Source organism: Lysinibacillus sp. FN11 (assembly GCF_024628845.1).
In the GTDB taxonomy this organism is placed as follows: Bacteria; Bacillota; Bacilli; order Bacillales_A; family Planococcaceae; genus Lysinibacillus; species Lysinibacillus capsici.
In genome coordinates, this window is record NZ_CP102383.1 from 1,228,816 (window position 1) to 1,255,427 (window position 26,612).

Genomic DNA, 26,612 nt, shown 5'->3' on the forward strand with positions numbered 1-26,612 from the left:
CGGCTCTTTTTTTACATGTTTTTGTTCAAGGGAAATATTTGTTTTTTCAGAAATCTATTGTAAAATGAAGCAAACCTTTAAGATTATTTAAAGAAATTAGGTGACAAATATGACAAAAATATTAGTAACAGGGTTTGAGCCATTTCTTGATTATAAAATAAATCCAACGATGCAAATTGTGAAAGCATTAAATGGAAAGAAGATAGATAGCTATGATATCGTCGGACGAATTCTATCTGTAGATTTTCAGCAATCAGCGGAGCAATTAAAACAACATATAGAAGAAGTGAAACCACAAATCATTATTTCATTAGGATTAGCTGGAGGACGTTTTAAAGTGACACCCGAGCGCATTGCTATTAATGTGAAAGACGGAGAGCCTGATAATAATGGCTATACACCAGTTGATGAGCGCATCCATGAGGAGGGGGCAGATGCTTATCTAACAAACTTACCGATTCGCAGTATGGTAAATCGTTTGCAGGCAGAAGGATATCCAGCGGAAATCTCCAATACAGCGGGTACATACTTATGTAATAACATTATGTATGAGGGGCTTGCTTATGCGCAGCAACATGAAGGGGTTCGTGCTGGCTTTATTCATATTCCAGCATCATTTGAGCTGGCAATCCAACATGGCAAAATTCCAGGCTGGAGTATCGGAGATTTGATAGCTGCGGTACAGCTTTGTATTGAGGAGACGGCACGTGCAACCAATCATTGATTTTCCGCATTCCATGTGGATTAGTCAACATACTATTCGTTTTGCATTCAAAGAGGTAATTTCCCACTCAAACTTTCACGCGGTCCAAGCGTTCAATCGATTTCTGAAACAGCAGCTACAGCATAACCTAGTCGAAAGTGTTGCAAGCTACCACACTGTGACAGCTTATATTAAACAAAAAATAGATGTTGAACGTTTAAGGATGCAGTGGCTTGAGATGCAAGCCTCCACAACCATTGACGAAGGAACGAATCGACTTTTAAAAATACCCGTCTGCTATGATGAGGAATTTGCCTTAGATCGCAAGCGCGTAATGAATTTCACAGGATTACCTTTTGAGGACATTAAAACATTGCATATGTCCAAAAGCTATTATGTGTATTTAATCGGCTTTTTACCAGGGTTTCCATACTTAGGTGAGCTTGATTCTAAATTATTTGTGCCACGCTTACAGAAACCAAGGGCATCTGTATCAGCGAGTTCAGTTGGGATTGGGGGTGGACAAACGGGAATCTATCCTGTTGATTCACCTGGAGGCTGGAATATTATAGGGAAAACACCGTTTGATTTATTTGATGTTCATGGCAAAGAGCCATTTTTATTTGAACTTGGTGATGAAGTTCAGTTTTATGAAATAACCCAACAGCAATTTTGGGAAATGAAAAGCAAAGGAGTGTAGCAATTGAAGCCACTTCTGCTTGTAACAAAACAAGGGGTTTTTGGAAGCTTACAAGATAAAGGAAGGTTCGGCTATCGGGCATTTGGTATTCCGTTATCTGGACCAATGGATCACCGATCGTTTAATGCAGCTCAAAGAATCTTACATCACCATCATGATGAAACGTCTTTTGAAATGTTTGTAGGTGGTTTTGAATTTGAGGCGCTGGCTGATTGTGTTTATGTATTAACAGGAGGACATGGTACATGCTTGGTTAATCAAGTACCAATCGAAATGTGGAAAACATTCCATTTAACAAGGGGAGATAGATTATCTATCAAGAGTGTCCATCAAGGCTCTATTGTTTACTTAACTCCATTAGGAGGTTTTCGTACAAACGATGAGCTTGGTAGCCAATCCTACCTTCCGCTTGGGAATTTGGGAACATGCATTACAAAAGGAAGTATTTTATATGGGCAAGTATCACCATCTCTAAAAAATAATAGAGGGCTATATGCACCCTATCGTCCGCGTTTTGACAGTTCCATAACTGCTCGACTGTTTAAAGGACCTCATTTTCATTTATTTACAGAAAAAAGTCAGCAACAATTTTTACAAAATCCTTTTCAATTTATTGGCGGCAATCGTATGGGCTACTACATCAAAGGACCTGCCTTACAACTTCAGGAAATGAAGGATATTCTGTCAGAAGCTACACAGTTCGGAACAATCCAAGTGCCTCAAAGTGGTGATCCCATTATCCTAATGGCTGATGCTCAAACAGTAGGAGGCTATCCTATTATTGCAACAGTTCATGAAGAAGATTTACATAAAGTAGCGCAAATGCGTATGTTTAACACAATTCACTTTGTACTGGAGGAAACATGATGTCAATTGATATCAATTGTGATCTAGGTGAAAGCCATGATGCTTTTATAACGGGTAAGGATGAAGAACTATTAGACTATGTAACGTCCATCAACATTGCATGCGGCTATCATGCGGGACATCATACAATCATGCATCAAATCGTACGTAGCGCCATTCGTAAAAACGTTCACATTGGTGCGCATCCAGGCTATCCAGATCGAGAGGGGTTTGGTCGCCGTAACATGGAATGTAGCTCAGGTGAAATTTACGATATGATGGTTTATCAAATTGGTGCCTTACAAGCATTTGTGGAGATTGAAAATGGTACGCTTCATCATGTTAAACCACATGGCGCACTTTATAATCAATGCGCGAATGACCATGAAAAAGCGTTGGCTGTAGTCAATGCAGTGTATGATCTTAATCCACAGCTTATTTTATATGCCTTATCTGGTAGCCTCATCGTAGAGATTGCTAGAGACAAAGGGCTTCAAGTATATGAGGAGGTTTTTTCGGATCGACGCTATAACAATGACGGCACTTTAGTGAACAGACAGGAACCAAATGCCTTAATACAATCGGAAGAAGAAATGCTAGTGCATGTAAAAGGTATTTTGACTGCTAATGAAGTGTTGTCAGTCCAGTCCAAAAAAATTAAAGTTGCAGTCCAAACCTTATGTATACATGGAGATGGTTCACATGCACTAGACTATGCGAAAAAAATTGCAGGTCTCAAAAAGTAATTACAATAAAACGTAAAAATGGATGCCCTAAACAAGGCATCCATTTTATTTAGATTGTTGTCACTAGCTCCACAGCTTCTAGCACAATTGGCGTACCAGCAGAAAGAGTACCTGTGACAGTATTGAACGTTATTTCAGTTGTAGAAACTGTATAGGCACCACCCTCCTGTAGAACACCATTGATATATAAGTTATAGTAACCATTTGCGACTTCCGGGAATGCTGTTGCTGCTGTACCGCTATCATTTAAAAACGTTGTTGCAGCGACTGTTGTGCCATCTGCAATGGCAAGGGGTGCAGCTAAGACGTTAAAAAATCTTGTAGAAGTACCTGTTACATTGACGTGAATATTAATAATGGAAAGTGCCACCCGATTCACCTCCTTTCATTTCCTTTATTTTGTTGTAAAGCCTAGCGATTCAATAATGATGGGTGTTCCTCTATACAATGTGGCATTATAGGGTACGATTGTCAGGGAGGCTGGGGTTACCGTATAAATGCCGCCTTCCTGCATCACTGCATTAATATAAAGGTTAACGTAACCATTGGGTGAAAAAATTGTAAACTCAGTAACGGAATTTGCTTCATCATTCCAAAAGAGATCGGCTGGAAGAGTTGCCCCATTAGATAGATCAAGATCAGCTGTAACGATATAAAAATATCGGTGGATTGTTGGGATAATCATACATTCAGGGACTATTTCAGGAGGATTAATGGGTATTCCGTTTGTTGCTTTTATACGGGGCCAGATAAATCGCTCCTCACAGTTACATGAACAATATTTTTCAATGATTTGATGAGACTTAGGATTTATCATATGGCATCACACTCCCTTCATAAAAAAATAACTTTGCCCCGAATATGCTTACTATAAAATATGAAGAAAAAATAAAAAGAACTAGTTGACCATCTATCATTTGGCATAGATTTTTTGTATAAACATGTTTTTCTAAGGATGGAAACGTTGGCATATATGCTTTAAATTAGTGTTATACTTTGCTAGTTGAATAAGGTAGAATACTAATTATGAATAATTAATGAAAAAGGGGTTACTGGTTTCATGAAAGATTTTGAACAACAATTGGAGGGGCTATTAAAGCAAGCCTCTTTGCAATACATAATTTATCAGCATAATGGTGATACAGAGCGCATGGATAAAACATCACTTTTTGCTCGAAAAATTCAGCAAAAAGAGTATGTGATTGGCTTTGCAGGCCATTTCTCTGCAGGGAAGTCCAGTATGATTAATGCGCTGTCTGGTGAAAATCTGCTGGCATCTAGTCCTATTCCAACAAGTGCAAACATCGTAAAAGTTCATAAATCAGAGGAAGACTATGCGATTGTTTATATGCACAATGAAAAGCCTGTAAAATTTGAGGCTGGCTATGATTTTAAAACAGTAAAAGAGCTAAGTAAAAATGGGGATTTAGTGTCACAAATTGAGATTGGACACAGTGCCTCTACACTACCACTAGGTGTCACTGTAATGGATACGCCAGGGGTAGACTCCACAGATGATGCGCACCGCATGTCAACGGAATCAGCATTACATATTGCCGATATCGTATTTTATACAATGGACTACAACCATGTGCAGTCGGAATTAAATTTCCAATTCACAAAGCAATTAATGAAATATAATCCAAATGTTTATTTAATTGTCAACATGATTGATAAGCATAAAGATAATGAATTGAGCTTCGAAGAATTTAAAGCAACTGTTCATCAATCCTTTGCAGCATGGGGTGTTGTACCGAAAGGTGTTTTCTTTACTTCATTAAGAGAGCCTGAGCATCCACATAATGATTTTGAGGCAGTTAAGAAAATTGTGATGGACAGTATGAATGATTGGCAGGAGCAGCTTGTACAAACAGCTACGAATACATTGCGTTTATTGCAAAGCGAGCATGACAATTATTTAATGGAAGAAAGACAGGATCGTTTGGCAATTGATGAAGAAATTTTAAGTGCGGATGACTGGGCACACCATCAGGATATTTTAGAGCAATACAATAAATTAAATCGTCAGGTTGAATTATTCTCAGTAGAAGCTTGGAACGAAACGTTTGAGGAGCAACGTAAGGAGCTGCTCGCTAATGCTGCAATTATGCCAGCTGATTTACGCGATCGCTTACGCCTTTATTTAGAAAGCATGCAGGAAGGTTTTAAAGTTGGGGGCTCTTTACTGCAAAGAAAAAAACAGAGGAAGAGCGAAACCGACGCAAAGAAGATGCGTATAGTGCCTATCAAAATGTGGTCCATGCACAAATCACGGGGCATTTAAAAGGTCTTATGAAAAAGGCATTGAAGGACGTTGGTGCATTAAATGAGGAACGTGCCGCAGCCATTGATGCCTATGTATTTGACTTACCTTTTTCATTGATTGAGCAGCAAGTTCAAACAGGCGCTATTTTAACAGGTGATGCTGTGTTAAACTTCGCTAACCGTATCGCAGAAGCAACAAAGCGCTACTTCATTCAGGAGACAGATAGCTGGAAAAATGCGCAAGCGACAACTCTTGAAGCTGTTGCAACAGAAACTGCCGCACCATCAAAATTAAAAATGGCGGGTATGCAGGACAAAGTAGATGCCATTAATGCGGTCCTTGAAATTGAAGGCTATCAGCAATATAGTGCAAGTACTATGCATCAAGCGAGCAATGAAATTCGTACAGTTGCCAATCAACAGCTTACTAATTGGGAACAATCATTTAAACAAGATTTAGCAGAAATTCGTTTATTTGACGAGTCTATGTTGCAGCCAAAAGAGCAAATCATCCAACAAGAGGAAGCTCAGCAAGCTACTAGTGCAACGACTCTACCAATCGATGGTGTGATTAACCGTGCACTTCATACTGCTAATGCAGTCAAAGAGGTGCAAGGCTTTGCCGAAGTAGCCCAATACCTTGAAAATAAAGTAGAACGACTACAGAAAAAAGATTTTACCATTGCATTGTTTGGCGCATTCAGTGCTGGGAAATCTTCCTTCTCGAACGCTTTAATGGGAGCCAAGGTGTTGCCTGTATCACCAAACCCAACAACTGCGGCCATCAATAAAATTCGTCCAGTTACACCGGAACATCCACATGAAACAGCGGATGTACAGCTTAAAACTGCTGAACAAATGCTAGAGGATATTCAAGGCTCCTATGCGGCGATTGGTTTGTCTGTATCGACATTGGAGGAAGCCTATAATCGTGCTGATGAAGGGCTTGCAGTTCAGTTAACGGACGAACGTTTAAATGTTCATAAATCATTTATTCGTGCCTATAAAGAAGGCTATCCAACCTTTAAGTCTGAGTTTGGTTCTATCCTTCGCGTAGACCGTGAAGAGTTTGAAAAATTTGTAGCACAAGAAAATAAATCTTGCTTTGTTGACAATATCGACTTCTATTATGATAGTCCATTAACACGTATGGGCGTGACACTTGTTGACACGCCAGGAGCGGACTCTATTAATGCCCGCCATACAGGCGTAGCATTTGAATATATTCGTAATGCTGATGCCATCCTATTTATTACGTACTATAATCATGCCTTTGCCAAAGCTGACCGAGAGTTTTTAATACAACTTGGTCGTGTGAAGGATGCATTTGAGCTAGATAAAATGTTCTTTATTGTCAATGCAATTGATTTGGCAACAACGGATGAAGAACAGGAAGATGTAAAAGGCTATGTACGCTCAGAGTTACAACGCTTTGGCATTCGCTTCCCGAGACTATATGGGGTATCTAGTCTTTTAGCGTTGGAAGAAAAGGTAGAAGGTGCCGATTTAACATCAGGTATGCCACCATTTGAAAAAGACTTCCATACATTCTTAAATGATGAGTTGAGTGCATTAGCCGTTCAAGCTCTTGCAGAGGAAGTTGATAAAACGGAGCAACGTTTGGCGGATTTAATTGCCCAAACAGAGGAAAACTTAAAACGTAAAGATGAGCGACTAGAGGAATTAACAACACTTGAACAACATATTCAATCGAAGTACAGTGTACTGAATACGAGCATGTTAGAGAGTGAAACAAAACAGGAGCTTGATGAGCTACTTTATTATGTTCTTCAACGTGTTTATTATCGTTACCCTGAGTTCTTTAAGGAAGGCTACAATCCTTCTACCTTTGCTGCAATGCCAGCACAACAAGCATTGGAGCATGCATTAAAAGAAGTGATGCAAAGCTTGCGTTTTGATTTTACTCAAGAAATGCGTGTAACAAACTTCCGTTTATCGCAGTTCATTAGCAAAAAGATGCAACAACGTTTTAAAGATGAAGTACGCGAATTGAAAGAGTTAAATCGAAGCTTCTCATTCCTAGCCTTTGAATCTTCTGAGCCAAATTTATTGGATTTTGAAGGACCGTTTGCGGATATTTCCAAATATGCTAGCGTAAAATCTCATTTCCGCAATCAAAAAGCTTTCTTTGAAAAGAACGAAAAAGTGAAGCTAAGTGAGGCACTAGAAGCTGTAACAAAACCCGATGCACAAGATTATTTAGATGCACAGAAAGTTTCCCTCATGACATGGGCGATTACGTTTATTGCAGAGGAAGCCGAAAAATTACGTTACTATATTTATCATCAAGCGCTTGAACAAATTGACACAGAAAGATTAGCCTTACAAGAAGAGAGTCGTTTAGCTTCTTGGAAAGCGATTTACGCACAATTACAATACGCATGAGGTGATTCCAATGGGAAAAGTATTCAAATCAGTGGATGAAATTCAATTTGATGGTGTCCGTTTTATCGATGCTCGTTACGATCTTCAGGACAAAGAGGCTGGCAAAAAGGCATTCGAGGAAGGTCATGCTACTGGTGCTATCTATATTGATTTAGAACAGCAGTTATCGGATATGGACAGTAAAGACGGTCGTCATCCGATGCCAAGCAAAGAAAAATTGGCATCCGTTTTTCAAGAACTAGGATTACGCTATGAAGATCAGATTGTAGTTTATGACCAAGGAGCAGCTCCATTTGCCCCACGCGCCTGGTGGATGCTAACCTATGCTGGTTTCCCAAATGTAGTGATTGTAAACGGAGGTGCCCCAGCGCTAGAGGCGAAAATTCCTTTTACCAAGGATATTATTAAATATCCCCCAACCATCATTGAGTTTGATTGGAAAGATGAGCTTTATGCACCACGCCAAGCCGTAAAAGCCATTGTGGATGGAGAGGTGAAAGCCACTTTACTCGATGCGCGTGCTGCTGCAAGGTACCGAGGAGAAGTAGAGCCATTGGATAAAGTAGCAGGTCATATCCCAACTGCGAAAAACTTTGACTGGGAGCAATTGAAGTCAAATGGTCAACTAAAGGCAAATGATGCATTACGTCAAAAAGTTTCACCTGATGAGCAGGTTGTTGTTTACTGTGGCAGCGGCGTAACCGCCTCTCCTCTTTATGCTGTGTTAGCAGATGAAGGCTATGACAACATCCAATTATATGTAGGTAGCTTCAGTGATTGGATTACAGAATATGACGTGGAAAAAGGCACAAACGAATAAAAAGAAACGCTCACTTCGGTGGGCGTTTTTTTATATAGTGCGGTGGATATAGCGTAAAGTAGAGGTTAGAATTTAATGTAGCGGATAACCTCTTCAGATTGGCGGATAAGGAAGAAAAAGTGGAGGATAGAACGTTAAAAGTGACTGATAAAATTTCATGTAGCGGATAACCTGCTCAAAGTGGTGGATAAGAATGAAAAAATGAAGGATAGCCCTTTGAAAGTAGTGGATAGAATTTAATCCCTGAAGAACTTCCTGAGAGGTGGGTGTTGGAGGATATGATAATGAAGCTTTATTGAGATTCTATCATGATTATACATTGCCTCAGGTGGCTTAAGTATTGCAGCGGAAATTAGGGACGACCAAAACCATTTTATAAATTTAAGCAGGCACTGGAACAGGAGGGGGAAGGGTGAACGATCTAAAAAAGCAGATGGATCTAATAGACATTCCAGAATCGTTACATCAGCGTAGTCAACAAGGCATTGAACAAGCAAAAAAAGAGCAGTACAAAACTAAGAGCTGGGTGCCCAAGATTGCTGTAACACTTGCGGCGGGTGGATTTGTGGCATTAATGAAGGGGGAACAGCACTTAGATAATGCTCGGGCTAGTGCGTTAATGTCACAATTAGATAATTTACCTCCGCCGATGTATTGGATTTTGGCTATTTTATGCCTATTCATCATACTATTCATCTCTAGAAAAAAGCTTAATCAGAAAAAGACAATTGGTGTTGCCATAGTTTCGATTCTACTGATCGGTAACAGTACGATTTTTTTACAACATCAATTAAGAAAACCAGTTGTGGTGCCTACTGTAATTGAAGTTACGGATAGCTCACAGAATGCTTTAGAGATACGCTATATTACAAACAAGTATGACCATCGATATGTTAAATATTTGCAGGCAGAAGATGTGCAATTACCAATAGTATACGATCAAATGGAGCAAGAGAATTTAGTAAATGGTTTTTATTATCCATTCGATACTTCGCAAGATTTACTCTATCAAAATGTTCGATTAGCTTTTTTTCAGCTTGATTTAAACACGATGAAAAAAGTGATGGCAAGTGAGACTGTTTATCTTTTACTAAATGACGGGATGAAATTGCCTGCCCCAATTCATTTTACGAGGGAAGTCTTCATTGATGAAAAACAGATCATGAATAATAGCTATAGTCAGTCACAACATGATTCGGAACAAATCATTTCATTTATCCTTCAACAGGATGCTATTTTTGATGCATTTTATGTTCCCGCTGCATTAGAGGGTAAGATACTATTGAAAGAATGGAGATTAAATGATCAGCGTTACACAGCAAGTGATTTTCCTTTTTCAGTGACGAAAGGTCAACGCTTGGAGATAACTATTCAATTGAAGGAAGCCCCCTTAGATATCAATACATCCATAGGTTTTAGTGGCCCGGATGGTTATTTAACTAAAAGATTATATTCACAAGCGTATTTTACGACAAATTTGGTGAAAAAGGTGCGTGAAAACAATGAGTGAATCTACACAACAGGTAAAACTTTTACAATGGTTAGCAGTGGCGCTCTTTTTTCAATTGATCTATTTAAATGTTTTTAAATACGCTAATCTTGTACAAGATATCCTTGTTTATGGGGCCTATTTAAAAAGTCTTTCGTTCTATAAAGAAAAGGCACCTATCAAAACATATATGGCCTGCGCTCTGATGATAACCTTGATGAGTACCATCTTTTCTTTCCATCTTCTCTTTTATTGGAGTACGGTTTTAATTCAAGGAATTGAATTGCTGATTATAATGGAATTTGGAAAAATTTTATTATGCATTGAACAAAAACACGATGTACAGGGTACAACTACAAGAGTGATGAAAAAATATATAGCGATATCCTTTGCCGTCATTATTAGTTGGACACTATTGATGAATGTTACAAGTGATTGGCAGATGGGATTATTGTTCCTGGGCGCATTGCTTTTATTGGCTGTAAATTTACGGTTATTTCTTCATGTGTTAGCACTTCGTAAACATGTAAAAAGCAAATCCTTTGTTGTTACCTACTTACAAAAATGACTCACCATTCATTTTATGCTACACTTTTTGTACAAGGGGCAAAGGGGGAGCAGGATGTTTAAACGGGAGAAAAGTATCGAGATTCAGCAGCATCGCGGTGTACAATGTGCGCATGGGAAAGTTGCAGTTCAGGGGTTGGTATGAGTGTGTACAGCTTTTTTGTGGATGGGTTACTGATTGATACAGGTTCCTACTCACTGTCGCAGGAATTTCAAACCTTTTTTAAGGATATACCGATAGAGCAATTGGCATTAACACATTCACATGAGGATCATGCTGGAAATGCAGCGTGGATTCAACATCATAAGAATGTACCTATTTATATTCATCGTGATTCAGTCAATCTTTGTGCTGAGGATGGAGAATATCCACTCTATCGTCAGGCATTGTGGGGGGAACGACCAGCGTTTGTTGCCCAACCATTTGGTCAAACATTACAAACGAACGCAGCAACATGGGATGTCATTGAAACACCTGGACATACAGCGGATCATCTTTCTTTTTACAATCGAGAAACAGGCGCTATGTTTACAGGAGATTTGTTTATCCAGCCAAAGACGAAGGTTGTGCTTGATGAAGAAAATATTGTCCATACCCTGGCGTCTTTGAGGAAAATAGTAAACTATGATTTCAATGTCGTCTATTGCTGTCATGCAGGCTTTATAGAGGATGGTCGAACGAAAATACAAGAAAAAATTACTTATTTGGAAGACATGCAAGGAAAAGTGAAACAATTATTTATGCAAGGTTATTCTGTTGAAGAAATCACCAAAACAATTTTTCCTCGTGATTATCCGATTACAAAAGTTTCGGGAGAGCAATGGTCTTCCAAGCATATCATTACGGCCTTTATTAATCATTTTACCGAAGAGTCCTATATATAGGGCTCTTTTTTTGGCTTGTTAAGAATTTCACAAATACTTTGATCTGTATAATAAAAAACTTTGTGAAAAAATGTGAATAAATTGTGACGAAGTCAATCAGGGCAATGGATGCGCTTACAAAAGTTTGTGAAAAAATTCTCATTTACATAAGAAAAATACTATGTGAAAAGTTGAACAGGCTAAATGGCTCTATGTGTACACTTTATAATGTGTTAACAATTGCATTAATTATCTTAAAATAATTGATTGTGAAAAGTTTAATTTGACAGAAAAATGTAATGAAAGTCATTAAACATTGAACTATTGAAGTTAAAAATAAATTGACAGAAAATTCGTTGACTATATTTTCACAAAGTATTATGATTCTGAAATATAATAAAAAATCAAAGGGAAAAGGATGGGATGGAATGGACGTAATGAAAAAGGCTTTAGAAATGCATGCACACTATAGCGGGAAATTAGAGGTGAGCTCAAAGGTACCTGTACAAGATTCCTATGATCTTAGCTTAGCTTATTCACCAGGGGTAGCAGCGCCATGTGTGGAAATTGAGAAAAATCCTTCGCTTGTGTACGACTATACAATGAAGGGGAATATGGTAGCTGTTGTATCTGATGGGACAGCGGTTTTAGGGTTAGGAGATATCGGACCGAAAGCGGCATTACCTGTAATGGAAGGGAAGGCGATTTTACTAAAGCGTTTTGCCAATGTTGATGCTTTTCCAATATGCTTAGATACAAAAAATACGGATGAAATCGTCAGCATTGTGAAGGCGCTTGCCCCGACATTTGGTGCGGTAAACTTAGAGGATATTTCAGCACCAAGATGCTTTGAAATTGAAGATCGCCTACGTCAAGAATGTGATATTCCAGTTTTTCATGATGATCAGCATGGAACAGCGATTGTTGTAGGAGCAGCGATGATTAATGCCAATCGTATTGTGAAAAAGGATGTAGCAACGATGAAGGTTGTGATTAATGGTGCTGGTGCTGCAGGCATTGCGATCTTACGTATACTTGTGCAAATGGGCTATAAGAATATTTATATGTGCGACACAAAGGGTATTATTTATGAGGGTCGTGTAGAGGGAATGAATCCGATTAAAGAAGCGGTTGCCCATTTGACAAATCCTAAGAAGCAACATGGTACACTAGAGGATGCACTAACAGGTGCAGATGTCTTTATTGGTGTTTCTGTAGCCAATCTATTAACGGAGGCACATATTGCGTCCATGAATGAAAATCCAGTTGTCTTTGCCTTAGCTAATCCAAATCCTGAAATTACGTATGAAAATGCCAAAGCATGGGGGTACGTGTGATGGGAACGGGACGTTCTGATTATCCAAATCAGATTAATAATGTTCTCGCATTCCCTGGTATTTTCCGTGGAGCTTTAGATGTGCGTGCTACGGATATTAATGAGTCAATGAAGCTAGCTGCTGTAGAAGCAATTGCCTCCCTTGTGAGTGATAAGGAACTAAAGGAAGAATATATTGTTCCTAAGTCTTTGGACGAACGCGTAGTGGCTATCGTCTCACGCGCAGTAAGTGGGGCAGCTGTTGAATCTGGCGTATCTGAGCTATTCCAGCAAAGTACAGCACTTTCTGTCTAATAAAATTAAAAAAGCAGATAGAGAAAAGTTTCAGGCTTTTTCTCTATCTGCTTTTATTATTATGCTGTATCAAGTTAACAAAGGCCTTATCTCAAGTTTTTAGACCATGCCAACACCAATAATTCCGATGAGTATGACAAAGAAAAGAACAAATAATACGATGAAGATAATAATGGCTGGAATAAAGATGGTGAAGAAAGCCATCCAGTTCGAAATTTGGTGTGCTTCAGCGACTACACCTACAGAAATAACAAATGACCAAATCGTCACAATGATGCTTACTAAAATAGTCGGCCAAAAAATCCACGGTAATGAACCCATAAAATTAGGATCCAATAATGAATCGGGTGAAGTCATTAACCAAATAATATACAGTGGAACCAGCACGATATATGGGATTGCTGTTAAGCTTAACCCCTTAAATAAGTCCGAGTAAGTCCCAGTACCTTTAAATAATTTCCCGAATAGCCAAGAGATGAGTGCAGAAATAGCTGTGCCAATCACACCTGCGATCGGAGCAAAAATGACACATAATAGGACTAAAAGCCATGGAGAAAAATCAGGAAGAAATTCTGAATCAATTAATCCAGACATAAGAGAGCCAATATAACCAATAGACAAAACCAAAATTGCAAAGCCGATAGATTTTTCATTAATCATATAACGAGTCGTTTGCTTTGGATGCATCCAAACTGATAAAAATGGATTTAGTTTTGACCTTTCTTCTTTCGATGTCTCATTCAAGTTTTCCATCAAACTACCTCCAAAATAATAGAATAATTGCTTGTTACATATAGTTAATATACGAGAGAAGTAAAGAAAAGTTTCATGGAAAATAAAAATTAGCCCACACATAAAAAAAGAGTCGTAATTGTCGACTCTTTTAAAGGTTGTTTCTATTATTCAGCTAACATAATTTTCTCAAGTTCTAACGGCTCAATATATTGCTCACCTTTGTAAGCACGCATATTACCGCCTGAAATTTCATCGATTAATAAAATTTCATTCGTTTTCGCATCGCGGCCGAATTCTAATTTAATGTCATAAAGCGTTAAGCCTTTTTTAGCAAGCTCTGCCGCTACAAATTTGGAAATTTCAATTGTACGTTGTTTTAAAATGGCGTATTCTTCATGAGTTAACAGGTTTAACATCGCTAAAGCATCTTCAGAAATTGGAGGATCTAAACGATCATCATCTTTGATTGTTACTTCTACAAAGGAGTCTAAATCTTGTCCTTCTTTTACATAGGCACCATAACGGCGTAGGAATGAACCAACTGCCTTGAAGCGGCAAATCACTTCTAAGCCATTACCGAAAACAGTCGCCGGTTTTACAGTCATTGTTGCATCTTCAAAGTTTGCATCAACGAAATGCGTAGGAACACCTTGTTCGTTTAATTTTGAATAAAAATAAGAAGTTAAACGTAAACCAGCCAAGCCAGCCCCATCAATGGTTAAACCGACAGTATTTGCACCTGGATCAAACACACCGTTTTCTCCTGTAACATCGTCTTTAAATTTTAATAAATAATGACCATCTTCTAATTTAAACACATTTTTTGTTTTACCTGTATACAATAATTCCACAAAAAACCCTCCAATATTTTTCATAGTACTCTAAAATTATAACACGAATGTTTTAAATGTTTAATGATAAAAATGTTCGTTTAAAACGTTTATTTTAATGTTTTATAACTGGATTATAAATAAAAAATAAGGTGATAACGAATGTTCGTTATCACCTTGGTTGAAATTAAGAATATTCCGAAATCAAATCCTAGGAAACATTGAAAATAGAATGTTATTAATAGACACCTTCAGTAAGCATTCCATCTGCTACTTTGATAAAGCCAGCAATGTTTGCACCAACTACTAGGTTACCTGGGAAGCCATATTTTTCTGCTGCTGCTTTGCTGTCTGTATAAATATTTTTCATAATTTGATGAAGTTTCGCATCTACTTCTTCAAATGACCAAAATACGCGGCTAGAATCTTGTGCCATTTCAAGAGCAGATACCGCAACTCCCCCAGCATTCGCTGCTTTTGCTGGACCAAATAATACGCCTGCCTCTAGGAATTCATTGATTGCTTCAAGGTCTGATGGCATATTAGCACCTTCACCGATTGCTTTCACGCCATTCGAAATTAATGTACGAGCTGATTCACCGTTAATTTCATTTTGCGTAGCACACGGTAGGGCAATATCACAAGGAATCGTCCAAATTCCTGTACAACCTTCTGTAAAAGTAGCATTTGGTCGGTAATTAACGTAAGTTGAGATACGGTCACCTTTTACTTCTTTAATTTCTTTGATGGCATCTAAATCTAAGCCCTCTGGGTCATAGATATAGCCTGAAGAGTCTGAGCAAGCAACCACTTTGGCACCATACTGTTGCGCTTTTTCAATGGCATACGTAGATACATTACCAGATCCAGAAACAACCACTGTTTTTCCTTCGAATGAGTCATTTGCATCCTTTAGCATTTCGTTCACAAAGTAAACAGTACCGTAACCAGTTGCTTCCTTACGTGCTAAAGAGCCACCGTAGCCAGGAGTCTTACCAGTTAATACACCTGATTCATTTGCTTTTGTTAAACGCTTATATTGGCCCCATAAATAACCTACTTCACGAGCACCTACGCCAATATCACCAGCAGGAACATCGACATCTGGACCAATATGACGGTATAATTCAGTCATGAATGCTTGGCAGAAACGCATAATTTCTGAATCTGATTTTCCTTTCGGATCAAAGTTTGAACCACCTTTACCACCACCAATAGGTTGCCCTGTTAAAGCATTTTTAAAGATTTGCTCAAAGCCTAGGAACTTAATGATGGATTCGTTGACAGAAGGGTGGAAGCGAAGACCGCCTTTATATGGGCCCATGACATTGCTGTATTGTACACGATAGCCACGATTCACTTGTACTTGATTGTTATCATCTTGCCATGCTACACGGAAAGAAATAATACGATCTGGCTCCACAATACGAGATAAAATATTGGCCTTAATATATTCAGGATGTTGCGCGAATACAGGTACTAATGAGATGAAAATTTCTTCAGCTGCTTGTAAAAATTCCGCTTGATGACTATTCTGTTGTTTAAGTTGCTCAAATACGCCATCTACGTATTCTTTTGCTAATTGTTCATTGCTAACAGTTGTAATTGTCATAAATAAAACCCCCATTTAGTTGATAGGTGTATCGTATATCTATTTTTCAAACTATTCAATAAAATACTTTTAAAGTTTGTGAAAAATTGAGCAAGAGAGGTTGTTTTAAAATTATATTGAAATAATTTAGTTCTAAGTGATTCATCTGATTATGAGAAAGGAATGATGCCTTATTGTGAAGGTTCTTATAGACGCTGATGCCTGTCCAGTAGTGGATTTGGCGCTATCTATATCATCTGAGTTTGAGATAGAAACTATCTTGTTTTGCGATACATCACATCGTGTTGAACGTGATAATGTAATAACAATTATTGTACCCAAAGGTCCAGATTCGGTTGATTTTACGCTAGTGAACGCGCTTTCAAAACACGATATTGTTATTACACAGGATTACGGATTAGCAGCCATGGTTTTAGCACGAGGGGGTATCCGATTGATCAAAATGGACGAGAAATGTCTAATGAAAACATCGAACGTTTGCTCGATATGCGTCATGTTGGTCAAAAAATTAGAAGGGCAGGTGGACGAACAAAGGGACCTAAAAAAAGAACACAAGAAAACAATATTTCGTTTGAAATGAAATTTCGACAAATTTGTGAACGAGCAATTTTAGCCTATAAACTGGAGGAATCTACAGGTGAAAAATGAACATAAACACGAACTATTCGAACAATATCCGCAGTTAAACGAACTAGCAAAAAAGGCTACTGTATTGTGGGAAAATACAAATTGGATGACAAATCCTGGAACAATGCTCTTTACTATGGCTGAAGTGGATGATGCGGAAGCAACATTACAACGTTTTTCTTCTTATTTAAAAGTAGCATTTCCAGAGCTTCTAGAAAGTGATGGTTTAATTGAATCAACGATCAAGGAAATTCCTTCAATGAAAAGTGCTATTGAACAAGCATATGGTGTGGCGATTCCCGGCCAATTGCTTTTAAAATGTGATCATGCATTACCGATCTCTGGCTCGATCAAAGCACGTGGAGGAATTTATGAGGTATTAAAACATGCGGAAAGGCTAGCTTTGGCAAGTGGAAGACTTAAAGAAGTGGATGATTATGCGATTTTAGCAACAGAGGAATTTCAGTCGTTCTTCCAACAATATACGATTGCAGTAGGCTCTACGGGGAATTTAGGATTAAGTATCGGCATTATGGGCAAGAAGCTCGGCTTTAATGTCGTTGTACATATGTCGAGTGATGCCAAGGAATGGAAAAAAGCCTTACTGCGGGAAAAGGGTGCTACAGTCATTGAATATGAAGCTGATTACAGTGTAGCTGTTGAGCAGGGGCGACAGGAAGCTGAGCAAGATCCAAAGTGTCATTTTATTGATGATGAAAATTCAAAGGATTTATTTGCTGGCTATGCCGTAGCTGCCAAGCGTTTAAAGGAACAGCTCGAAAGGACGAATATTACAGTGGATGAAGCACATCCATTGTTCGTCTATTTACCATGTGGCGTAGGTGGAGGACCAGGTGGTGTTGCCTATGGATTAAAAGAAATTTACGGAGAGCATGTGCATATTTTCTTTGCAGAACCTGTCGCTTCTCCTTGTATGACGATCGGACTGATGACAGGCTTACATGACGCAATTAGTGTAGAAGATATTGGCCTTGACAATCGAACAGAAGCGGATGGGTTAGCCGTTGGTCGCGCCTCCAAATTTGTAGGAAAAGTGATGGAGACGTATATAAGTGGTTGCTATACTGTATCAGATGAAGAGCTGTTTACATCTCTAGGATTAGCGATGGAAAGTGAAGGTTTATTTTTAGAGCCATCTGCACACGCAGGAATGTATGGAGCCATTCGTTTATTGCAACAAGGTCAATCCTATCTAGAAAAGAATGCATTAGTAAACCAGCTACCACAAGCCACACATCTCGTATGGGCAACTGGCGGTAGTATGGTCCCACCTACAATGCGAGCTGCTTATTTAGCAAAGGCCAAGGAATTTAATTAAAGACGATGTGAAGCTATGTTTGGGTGGAAGCTCGACCTCTATTAGTTATATCCCGCTCGAGCATGCAGTAAAGCATTCGAATAGTGAGATGCCCCGCTTAAATAGGAGTCCAAAGCGCTCACAAAATGTGTAGACCCGCTCAAGTAGGGGTCCAAAGTGCTCACAAAATGTGTAGACCCGCTCAACTAGGTCCAAAGTGCTCGCAAAATGTGTAGACCCGCTCAAATAGGAGTCCAAAGCGCTCACAAAATGTATGGACCCGCTCCAATAGGAGTCTAAAGCGCTCACAAAATGTAAGGACCTGCTTAAATAGGAGTCCAAAGCGCTCACAAAATGTAAGGACCTGCTTAAATAGGAGTCCAAAGCGCTCGCAAAATGTATGGACCCGCTCAAGTAGGGGTCAGAAGTGCTCACAAAATGTGTAGACCCGCTCCAATAAGGTCCGAAGTGCTCACAAAATGTGTGGATCCGCTCAAGTAGGAGCCCAAAGCGCTCGCAAAATATGTGGACCCGCTCCAATAAGGTCTAAAGCGCTCACAAAATGTAAGGACCCGCTTAAATAGGAGTCCAAAGCGCTCACAAAATGTAAGGACCCGCTTAAATAGGAGTCCAAAGCGCTCACAAAATGTGTAGACCTGCTCAAGTAGGAGTCCGAAGTGCTCACAAAATGTGTAGACCTGCTCAAGTAGGAGTCCGAAGTGCTCACAAAATGTGTGGATCCGCTCAAGTAGGAGCCCAAAGCGCTCGCAAAATATGTGGACCCGCTCAAGTAGGAGTCCAAAGCGCTCACAAAATGTGTAGACCCGCTCAAATAGGAGTCCAAAGCGCTCACAAAATGTAAGGACCCGCTCAAACAGGGGTCTTAAGCGCTCAAAAAGTGAGGCATCCCGCTCAGATTAGCGTCCACAAACGCGCAACGCAACTTCAAGTTTAGTAGAAACAAAATCAAATTAAAAAACAGGTGGGGATCATTTTTCTCCACCTGTTTTTGCTGTTTAACGTTGTAGTGCTTTACGTTGTGCGGCTAAGTATACTTCTTGTGCTGCAAGTACGCCTGCTCCTGGATCGAAATCATAGGAGAAGTCTTGTAAGGCAGCCTCAAGTAGGGAAACGGCTTGTAAAATGTCACTTGGGAAACAATAGCCCATATGGCCGAATCTAAAAATTTTACCCTGCAGATGACCTAGTCCGCCTGCGAAATCTAAATGATAGTGTTGCTTAAGGTGCGCCAAAAATTCACCAAGATCAATTCCTAGAGGTGTTTTAATTGCTGTAATAGTTGGAGAAGCGTATTGATCTTCAGTTAATAGCTCAATGTGTAATGCTTGCATTGCATTTCGCACCATGTTTTTCATAAGGTTATGGCGGGCAACTGTTTGCGTAAAGCCACCTTCCTGTTCAATTAACTTACACACCTCATGCAGTCCGTAAATCAGTGTGATAGCAGGGGTATTAGGTGTCATGCCCTTTTCCGCCCAGCTACGATAGCTTTGAAGATTTAAATAATAAGCAGGTGTTTGATTTTCTTCAATGACTCCCCAAGCTCTTTCGCTTACGCTAACAAGAGAGAGTCCAGGTGGGAGCATCATCGCTTTTTGAGAGCCTGTCACGAGAATATCAATGCCCCAAGCATCCATTTCAGCAGGAGCGCCACCAATACAGCTTACACCATCAACGATCACAAGGGCATTTGTTTCTTCATGGATGACTTTTGCTAGTTCGGCAACTGGGTTTAAAATACCTGTGGATGTTTCATTGTACGTAACAAAAACGGCTTTAATACTTTGTAATGGCTGTAAAAATGCTCGTAGTTCTTCGGCTGTGCAAGCTTGTCCCCATTCTTTTTCAAGCTTATGTACATGGAAGCCATATTGCTCACAGATCGAAACGAAATAGTCGCCAAAAGCTCCAACTGTGATGACAACAACCTCTTCACCAGCAGATACCGTATTAACAGCCGCAGCCTCAAGCGCAGCTGTCCCACCTGAAGGTAATAGTAAGATGTCCTGTGTCGTACCGAAAACAGGCTTTACTAATTCAATTGTTTCTCGGTATAATTCTACAAATTCCTGACTACGATGACTAAAAATATTCTGATTCATCGCAAGCTGTACCTTTTTTGGAATGGGTGTTGGCCCCGGATGTCTTAAAATATTTTCATGCATATTCATCAATCCCCTTTGCTATAAATTCAAAATTTTCTAACTATAATAATAGCATATTTATGGTGCTAGCTAACTACTTTTTTGAAAAATGATGGAAGAGATTGTCATTGTGGTACAATTTTTAAAAAGGAGGCAGTGCTAATGGAAACATCCATGCATTATCCATTTATCTATTTCTTCTACGACACAAACCAGGTGCTAGTGTATAGAATTCAAGCGTTAGAGTATATCACAGTAGCAGATGTGATGAAGAAGGGGGAATGGCAGGGGTATGAGCTTGAGCCATCTGAATCTGTTACAGCATTTCATCATGAACAAAGCATACCTCAGCAGGGGTGGTCTCTCTTTATGGGGCAGGAAGAGCTCTATCATTTGGTAGAAATTATTAATGATTATATTCAACAGGTCATAACTACTACTTCAGCACAAGTGGTACATATTGTTTGCTCGGAATCTGCAGCAGGCTCATTACGAGCGGCACTTGTTCCACCGAAATATGTGATCGGGTTTCCAGAGGATTTGTCGATTGGACCATTGTGGAAACTCGATGAAAAAAGAGGACAGGCATTCCGTGATGAGTGGCTAAGAGAAAATATTAATGATGGAATGGATGATTTTGTAAATCAGAATAAATTAATGAACACAATCAGAGAGATACAGGATATTCCAAGCAACCTGCCGATTTACATTTGGTGTGGGTCCAATGCAGAAGAACAGTGTGGCCTTAGATTTCTTCTTTATTTATTACGTGATAAAACCAATGAAGTTGTTTTTATCAACACAGGTGAACAACGGGCTATAAACCACCAATGGAACATGGAAATGTATGATGTAAAGCGATTGTCCGCGAAGGAGCGTCTATTTTTTCAGCAGCAGTGGGAAAGTTTAGCACAGACAAAGGATGTTTGTCGTCTATGGCTACATCAACAAATTCAAGCAGTCCAAGAGAGTTATTATGATAATTTGATTATGTCAACGATTGGACAACGTCATAAGGAGCAGGGGGATACTGATTTTATACAAACAGGTGTATTTATCTCTGAGCTATTAACAAGCATGGATGCTCCCCCAAATATCTTCTTTTTAGAATATAGAATTCGCTATTTAGTATATAGTGGGGTCTTTGAGTTAAAGGGAATTCCTAAATCAATGCACCATTACTCTGTGAAATTACGGAAAAAACCTCTTTAGCCTGTGGCATAAAGAGGTTTTAAAACAATTAAGCAACGAAAGGTCTGTTCATGCGCATTAAGCCGTAGATGGCAAAGAACAATCCACCTGTTATTACCATTAAGATTGTGTATAATACAGCCTTACCTGTTTCACCACACCAGCGGTAGAATAGGCGATACGTGAAATAGAGTGTAAAGCCTGCCGCTCCTAAAGAAGTCAGAATACCGATAAATGGAATAAACGAAACAATGATCAAGCCCGCATAAATAAGCGTATTTTTTAAAGCTGTTGCACGTATTGTTTCTCGAGTATCCCCACCAGCTGTCAGCAGGAAGAGACTATATACATTAATAATGGGAATCCAAGCAATATAGGCTACATCTCCAAAACCATTTGTTTTAGATGTCATAAAATAAATAAGTGCACTAATAATGTAGGCAATTAAACCAATAGCAAGGCCGGCTAGTATAAAGATAAAAAATAAACCACCCATGGCTGCATCTAAATCTGAGTAATAATAAGAATCATTATAGTCATAATTCATCAGAAAAACCTCCCTTCATATGAAAATACCTCCTAATCATAACAATCCTCAAGTGTTTAAGCTACAACAATTTAGATGTAATATTTAGTAGAAATCGCACAAATGTACTAGAATGTAGTTGGTTATTTAAGACTTTAATGATGATTTTTTGAGTGCCTTATGATAAAAATGCAAAAAATATCCTTGGAAACATTATTATGCTAGTTTTTGAGAATCATTTTCCGTTTTATTCATTTCAAAAAGTACATAGAAAAACATTACTATCCTATGATGGTAGATGCACAAGAAATGCCACAAAAAATAAAAATAGCCATCTTAACTACATTGTAAGATGACTATTTTCACGTGTATTAAATGAATTTGGCGATGTGCTCAAGTTCAATGCGGGAAGAATTGTAAGCAGGTGCGGCTGCCTTACCAATCGCAATTAAAATAACTGGGACGATATGGTCAGCTAATTCAAAGCGTTGAGCAAAGGCTTCTTTATTAAATCCACCCATTGGCACTGTATCATAGCCCATGTCTTTAGCTAGTAGCATGATTTGCATGGAAATTAGACCAGCATCAAATGTAACGATATTTTTTAACACTTCTTGGGGAAGTTGAGAATATAGATTGATCGAGTTGTTAATCATTAACTCTTTTGTTGCCTCATTGATATAGCCAAGATCGAAGTTCTTTGTATAGACAGCCTCGGCATTTTCGTACATTTTTGTATCACCTAAAACGGCAATAATTGCTGAGGAAGTTTCTACTTGTTCTTGGTTATTGGCAATAGCACGTAGCTCTTTTTTGACCGCTTCATCCTGAATTACTAAAAAGCGCCAAGGCTGTAGGTTACTAGACGATGGAGCAGACGTTGCTTCTACAAGTAATTCTTCTAATTGTTGTTGCGGGATTTTAAAGTTTTCATCGTATTTACGAACAGATTTACGCTCGTGCATAACTTTAGTTAAAGAACTTTTTGTCACTGTCATTATTTTGTCTCCTTCATGGTATGATGCGTTTTTTACTATACGATAAATGAATTCATTTTCCAAGTAAATTGCTCGAATTAAAGAGTCTTGAATCTAGGATTTAAAAGTTACAAAAAAAACATATTTTTGTAGGCATAATCCATTTATACTAGAGATGGAATAGAGCAATAATAATAGATATGGAGTGAAGGTGAATGAAAAAGCTGTTAGGAAATTTGAATATTATGGCAAAAATTGCAATGCTTATTCCTGTCATCACTGTTTTTTTAGGTGGTATGACCTTCCTTAACTATTTGAACGTATCCAATGAACTTGAAAGCTCTATTGAAAATGAAATGTCTATACTAGCGGATGATGTTGCAGGTTCCGTTGAGGGAAAATTGCATGCACACATTCAGCTCATAAATAGTGCAAAGACAACAATAGAATCGGCTGACAGTATGATGACCAGAGAGCAATTTATTCGCTACGTACAGCAGCTATTGCCTTTCAATAAGGAAACGTATGGTATGGGATTATGGCTAGAGAAGGATATGGCAAATGGACAAATTTTTGGGCCGTATGTCTATAAGGAAGAAGAAAAAATTGTCTCCACGGATGCTTATGAAGATCCTGCCTATCATTTTCACGAGCAAGAATGGTATCGCAATAGTATCCAATCTAATAAGGTAGTTCATACAGCACCTTATTTTGATGAAGCTCTGGGGGAAATGTTTATCTCATTTGGTACACAAATTGTCAAAGATTCTACGCCCATTGGCGTTATTACAGGAGATTATGTATTAGATTCAATTCAATCCATTGTTTCTGACGTGAAAATTCGTGAGAGTGGTTATGCATTTTTAATTGATGATAGTGGAAAAATTTTAACGCACCCTGATGTAAATAAAGTGAATAAAGAAACGATCCAGCAGTTGTTGAACATGCCTGTGGAGCAGATTTCTGATCAAAAAAAGTTAATACATACAAGCAGTGAGGGTAGTGATTTTACCTTACAATTTATGCAAATACAAGATATGCCGTGGAAATTAGTTTTACTGGTTCCGACAACTGAGCTTTACGGCGAAATACAGGCCATGCTCCAACAGCAAATCGTGATCAGTGTCGTTCTAATTTTACTTATCGCAATTAGTATTTATTTCCTTGCTCGTTACATCCGTGGGGAAGTGAAAACGATGAATACGCATTTAGGCTATCTTGCTACGGGTGATTTAACGCAACAAATGGCCGTTCATACGAAGGACGAATTTGGTGAAATGGCGCAGTATTATAATGACTCTGTGGAAGCATTAGGTTCAATGATGCAGCGCATTGTAGCTGAAACCGAGACAGTTGCTTCTACTGCAGAGGAATTAACGGCAAGTGTGCAGGAGGTCAATAAAACTGTTACAGAAGTTGCGATTTCTATGCAAGAGGTGGCAGAAAATACGAGTTCGCAACAACAGGTGAGTGGGGAGTTAGAGGGTGTAACAACACAACTAGGTGGGGATATGAAGACCGCCATGGACGATTTACATGAAGCAGTCCAACAATCGCAAAAAACCTCTGAACTTGCTACTGGCGGATCACAAAAAATACATGGTTTCGTGAATGATATTGTCCACCTACATGCACAGGTTGACAGTAGTGCCAATCTGGTGAATGGCTTGAAGGAGCATTCGCTTCAAATAGAGCAGATGAGTCAGCTCATTTCAGCTATTACCGACCAAACCAATTTACTATCACTTAATGCTGCCATTGAGGCAGCACGAGCAGGGGAAGCAGGGAAAGGCTTTGCGGTAGTTGCAGGAGAGGTCAAAGCACTTGCCGAACAAACTAGCCGTGCTTCGTTAGATATTGCAAAGGTTGTGCAGACGATTCAGGAACAAATGAATGACGCGGTAGAGATGATGGAGCAAAGTCGAAAAATAGCCCATCAAGGCATTGGTTCTGTTCAACAAGCAGGCATGACCTTCGATACAATTGCCAGTGCAATTGAAGGTCTCCAAAACACCATGCAAAAGACAAGCAAAACGACATCTGATGCTTTTGAAAAGTTGCAGGCAGTAACCAAAAAAGTACAGGCAATTAGCAAACAGGCACTTGCAACAAATGATCATACATTAAATGTATCAGCCATCACGGAGGAGCAGGCATCAACGATGAATGAGATGTCCATAGCCTCTGAGCAGTTAGCACAACTTGCTCAAAATTTGCAAGAAGAAGCAACTAAATTCACGATTTAATGGTAAGGTGTACATCTAGATTTAGGTGTACACCTTTTTAAGATCTAAATGAAAAAGCTTCCCACTGTACATTTTTCTTAGGTGCAGCCGATTTGAAATGCTTGATCATTTTTTCTGGTCCACATATATAAATACTAGTTTGTGGAGAGATGGATAACTCATCAACAGAGAGTCTATTTCGCTGTGTTGTATCTATAAACGTGACAGTAAAATGGTCGTTTGCTTGTGCATAATCCTCTAAAAAATCTTTGTAGATGACATTGTCTTGCCCGTGAAAAGAATAATATAAGTCAATTTTCTTATCAGGCTTCGTGTGTAAATAGGCAAGAAATGGGGTGATGCCCATACCACCTGCAATCCATAGCTGCTGTGCATTCCCGTTGCCGAAGTCAAAATGACCATAGGGGCCATCTACAGCAACCTCTGTATGGACTTGAATAAGGTTGTAGACCTCTTTAGTATAGTCTCCAATAGCTTTCATCGTAAGATTGATTTGTTGTCCACACCCCCAGAAATAGAGAAGGGATGTGGTGCTTTTTCAATACCCTCTTGAAAGACTTTCAGAAAAAGAAATTGTCCTGGTCGATAATCCAGCTGTTTTGTAAGCTTCAACTTAATTTCCAATATCTCAGGGGTCAGCCTTTGAATGGATGAAATCTGACCTTTATAGGGAAAGAACATATCCTGATACATTGTCAGCATATAAAGAGCTGACATAAATCCAATCGTAGTTGTTAATGCTGTAAAAACCCCTAAAGCTGAGGGCTGTAATAAATCATAGTGGCTAGAAAAATAAGCATGGTAAATACCCAATGTATAGGGCACAAGTAATAATCGATGAAGCCAGCGCCAATGCTCGTACTTCAGAAATTTTGCAATAAAGGCAAGAATGATTAGAAAGATAAAGCCGTATTGAGCCAGCTCGCCAAGATCTTTTGCGAATTCGTTGAGTGGCGTTTGTTGTGTTAGCTCTTCATCAGGAATCATTTTTTGTAATTGCCCGTGAATAAGAATCAATACAAGTGAAAGGATTGCTAGTAATTTATGATAAAAATAGACATGCTCAAGACCACTAAACCAACGCTCCAACATTTTTATTCTTGTAGCTAATAAGAATACAAGAAATAAACAAGTTATGGCTAAGCCTCCAATGACATGACTTAGTGTGTTCAACGGATGGATAGGTGCCATAGGTTTGCTAAAATACCAAAGCAAAGCACTACCACACAAAATACTGAAAATAAAAAGTATCCCTTTATATGCTCTCATATTTAACCTCCATCACTATGTTTATCCATAATTTAACTAGCTATACAATCAGAGAGGAAAAAAGTTTCGAGCGTACGTTC

21 protein-coding genes and 3 pseudogenes are annotated in these 26,612 nt (G+C 38.9%); 14 read left to right on the forward strand and 10 right to left on the reverse strand.

The features are described from left to right. Nucleotides 1-109: 109 nt before the first annotated feature. Genes pcp through NP781_RS06355 form a run of 4 tightly spaced genes read left to right on the forward strand, consistent with a single transcriptional unit; the run spans nt 110 to nt 2,995 of the window. Nucleotides 110-724: a pyroglutamyl-peptidase I gene (gene pcp, locus NP781_RS06340; RefSeq protein ID WP_257521772.1), complete on the forward strand. Its 615-nt coding sequence runs from the start codon at nt 110-112 to the stop codon at nt 722-724. Then, the gene (pxpB, locus tag NP781_RS06345; protein ID WP_221680709.1) at nt 708-1,403 is read left to right on the forward strand and encodes a 5-oxoprolinase subunit PxpB; all 696 of its coding nucleotides are present in this window, start codon (nt 708-710) and stop codon (nt 1,401-1,403) included. Before pcp ends, pxpB begins: the two co-directional genes overlap by 17 nt. 3 nt (nt 1,404-1,406) lie before the next feature. Beyond that, a complete protein-coding gene (locus NP781_RS06350; RefSeq protein ID WP_205442542.1) occupies nt 1,407-2,270 on the forward strand; it encodes a 5-oxoprolinase subunit C family protein in 864 nt (287 codons plus the stop codon). After that, nucleotides 2,267-2,995 carry a 5-oxoprolinase subunit PxpA gene (locus NP781_RS06355; protein ID WP_257521773.1) on the forward strand — a complete coding sequence of 243 codons (729 nt, stop codon included), beginning with the start codon at nt 2,267-2,269 and terminating at the stop codon, nt 2,993-2,995. The genes NP781_RS06350 and NP781_RS06355 overlap by 4 nt, the downstream gene beginning before the upstream one ends. 49 nt (nt 2,996-3,044) lie before the next feature. Here the strand turns inward: NP781_RS06355 and NP781_RS06360 are convergent, their stop codons facing one another. Together NP781_RS06360 and NP781_RS06365 are read right to left on the reverse strand one after the other, a co-directional pair. Further along, entirely contained in the window at nt 3,045-3,365 is a 321-nt protein-coding gene (locus NP781_RS06360; protein ID WP_221680711.1) for a DUF4183 domain-containing protein, read from the reverse strand. 24 nt (nt 3,366-3,389) lie between these two features. After that, nucleotides 3,390-3,812, reverse strand: coding sequence for a DUF4183 domain-containing protein (locus tag NP781_RS06365; protein WP_257521774.1), 423 nt, complete (start codon nt 3,810-3,812; stop codon nt 3,390-3,392). A gap of 243 nt (nt 3,813-4,055) precedes the next feature. Here NP781_RS06365 and NP781_RS06370 point away from each other — a divergent pair. The 6 genes and pseudogenes from NP781_RS06370 (at nt 4,056) to NP781_RS06395 (ending at nt 13,036) form a co-directional block, all read left to right on the forward strand. Beyond that, nucleotides 4,056-7,666 (forward strand): annotated as a pseudogene (locus NP781_RS06370) (dynamin family protein). Between the two features lie 10 nt (nt 7,667-7,676). Then, nucleotides 7,677-8,486, forward strand: a complete 810-nt coding sequence (locus NP781_RS06375) for a sulfurtransferase (RefSeq protein ID WP_009370478.1) — start codon at nt 7,677-7,679, stop codon at nt 8,484-8,486. A gap of 412 nt (nt 8,487-8,898) precedes the next feature. After that, a complete protein-coding gene (locus NP781_RS06380; RefSeq protein WP_257521775.1) occupies nt 8,899-9,996 on the forward strand; it encodes a hypothetical protein in 1,098 nt (365 codons plus the stop codon). Beyond that, complete coding sequence (locus NP781_RS06385) at nt 9,989-10,543, forward strand: hypothetical protein (protein WP_221680715.1); 555 nt, start codon at nt 9,989-9,991, stop codon at nt 10,541-10,543. The genes NP781_RS06380 and NP781_RS06385 overlap by 8 nt, the downstream gene beginning before the upstream one ends. Nucleotides 10,544-10,689: 146 nt before the next feature. Further along, nucleotides 10,690-11,427, forward strand: a complete 738-nt coding sequence (locus NP781_RS06390) for an MBL fold metallo-hydrolase (RefSeq protein WP_257521776.1) — start codon at nt 10,690-10,692, stop codon at nt 11,425-11,427. Between the two features lie 407 nt (nt 11,428-11,834). Beyond that, nucleotides 11,835-13,036: pseudogene (locus NP781_RS06395) on the forward strand (NADP-dependent malic enzyme). Nucleotides 13,037-13,135: 99 nt separating this feature from the next. Here the strand turns inward: NP781_RS06395 and NP781_RS06400 are convergent. The 3 genes from NP781_RS06400 to gdhA all read right to left on the reverse strand — a co-directional run bounded on the left by NP781_RS06400 (nt 13,136) and on the right by gdhA (nt 16,213). Then, nucleotides 13,136-13,789, reverse strand: coding sequence for a Yip1 family protein (locus NP781_RS06400; protein ID WP_016995151.1), 654 nt, complete (start codon nt 13,787-13,789; stop codon nt 13,136-13,138). Between the two features lie 146 nt (nt 13,790-13,935). Beyond that, nucleotides 13,936-14,622 carry a phosphoribosylaminoimidazolesuccinocarboxamide synthase gene (locus NP781_RS06405; protein ID WP_257521777.1) on the reverse strand — a complete coding sequence of 229 codons (687 nt, stop codon included), beginning with the start codon at nt 14,620-14,622 and terminating at the stop codon, nt 13,936-13,938. Nucleotides 14,623-14,839: 217 nt separating this feature from the next. Then, nucleotides 14,840-16,213, reverse strand: a complete 1,374-nt coding sequence (gene gdhA / locus NP781_RS06410) for an NADP-specific glutamate dehydrogenase (protein ID WP_004269356.1) — start codon at nt 16,211-16,213, stop codon at nt 14,840-14,842. 175 nt (nt 16,214-16,388) lie between these two features. Here gdhA and NP781_RS06415 point away from each other — a divergent pair. Both NP781_RS06415 and NP781_RS06420 read left to right on the forward strand, forming a co-directional pair. Then, nucleotides 16,389-16,861: pseudogene (locus tag NP781_RS06415) on the forward strand (YaiI/YqxD family protein). Next, nucleotides 16,851-18,179 carry a D-serine ammonia-lyase gene (locus NP781_RS06420; protein ID WP_257521778.1) on the forward strand — a complete coding sequence of 443 codons (1,329 nt, stop codon included), beginning with the start codon at nt 16,851-16,853 and terminating at the stop codon, nt 18,177-18,179. Before NP781_RS06415 ends, NP781_RS06420 begins: the two are co-directional and overlap by 11 nt. A 995-nt stretch (nt 18,180-19,174) precedes the next feature. Here NP781_RS06420 and NP781_RS06425 read toward each other — a convergent pair. Continuing rightward, a complete protein-coding gene (locus NP781_RS06425; RefSeq protein WP_257521779.1) occupies nt 19,175-20,344 on the reverse strand; it encodes a pyridoxal-phosphate-dependent aminotransferase family protein in 1,170 nt (389 codons plus the stop codon). Nucleotides 20,345-20,485: 141 nt separating this feature from the next. Here NP781_RS06425 and NP781_RS06430 point away from each other — a divergent pair, with 141 nt between their 5' ends. After that, nucleotides 20,486-21,535 (forward strand): DUF1835 domain-containing protein, encoded by a 1,050-nt coding sequence (locus NP781_RS06430; RefSeq protein ID WP_257521780.1) that lies wholly within the window; start codon nt 20,486-20,488, stop codon nt 21,533-21,535. 28 nt (nt 21,536-21,563) lie between these two features. Here NP781_RS06430 and NP781_RS06435 read toward each other — a convergent pair whose 3' ends face one another. Both NP781_RS06435 and NP781_RS06440 read right to left on the reverse strand, forming a co-directional pair. Continuing rightward, entirely contained in the window at nt 21,564-22,061 is a 498-nt protein-coding gene (locus NP781_RS06435; protein ID WP_221680722.1) for a hypothetical protein, read from the reverse strand. A 350-nt stretch (nt 22,062-22,411) separates the two neighbouring features. Next, nucleotides 22,412-23,038, reverse strand: a complete 627-nt coding sequence (locus NP781_RS06440) for a nitroreductase family protein (protein ID WP_221680723.1) — start codon at nt 23,036-23,038, stop codon at nt 22,412-22,414. A gap of 194 nt (nt 23,039-23,232) precedes the next feature. On the opposite strand from NP781_RS06440, the gene NP781_RS06445 reads away from it, so the two are divergent. Next, a complete protein-coding gene (locus NP781_RS06445) occupies nt 23,233-25,263 on the forward strand; it encodes a methyl-accepting chemotaxis protein (protein ID WP_257521781.1) in 2,031 nt (676 codons plus the stop codon). Nucleotides 25,264-25,300: 37 nt separating this feature from the next. Here the strand turns inward: NP781_RS06445 and NP781_RS06450 are convergent, their stop codons facing one another. Together NP781_RS06450 and NP781_RS06455 are read right to left on the reverse strand one after the other, a co-directional pair. Then, complete coding sequence (locus NP781_RS06450) at nt 25,301-25,744, reverse strand: ferredoxin reductase domain-containing protein (protein ID WP_257521782.1); 444 nt, start codon at nt 25,742-25,744, stop codon at nt 25,301-25,303. Then, nucleotides 25,741-26,532: a ferric reductase-like transmembrane domain-containing protein gene (locus NP781_RS06455; RefSeq protein WP_257521783.1), complete on the reverse strand. Its 792-nt coding sequence runs from the start codon at nt 26,530-26,532 to the stop codon at nt 25,741-25,743. Before NP781_RS06455 ends, NP781_RS06450 begins: the two co-directional genes overlap by 4 nt. Between the last annotated feature and the right edge of the window lie 80 nt (nt 26,533-26,612).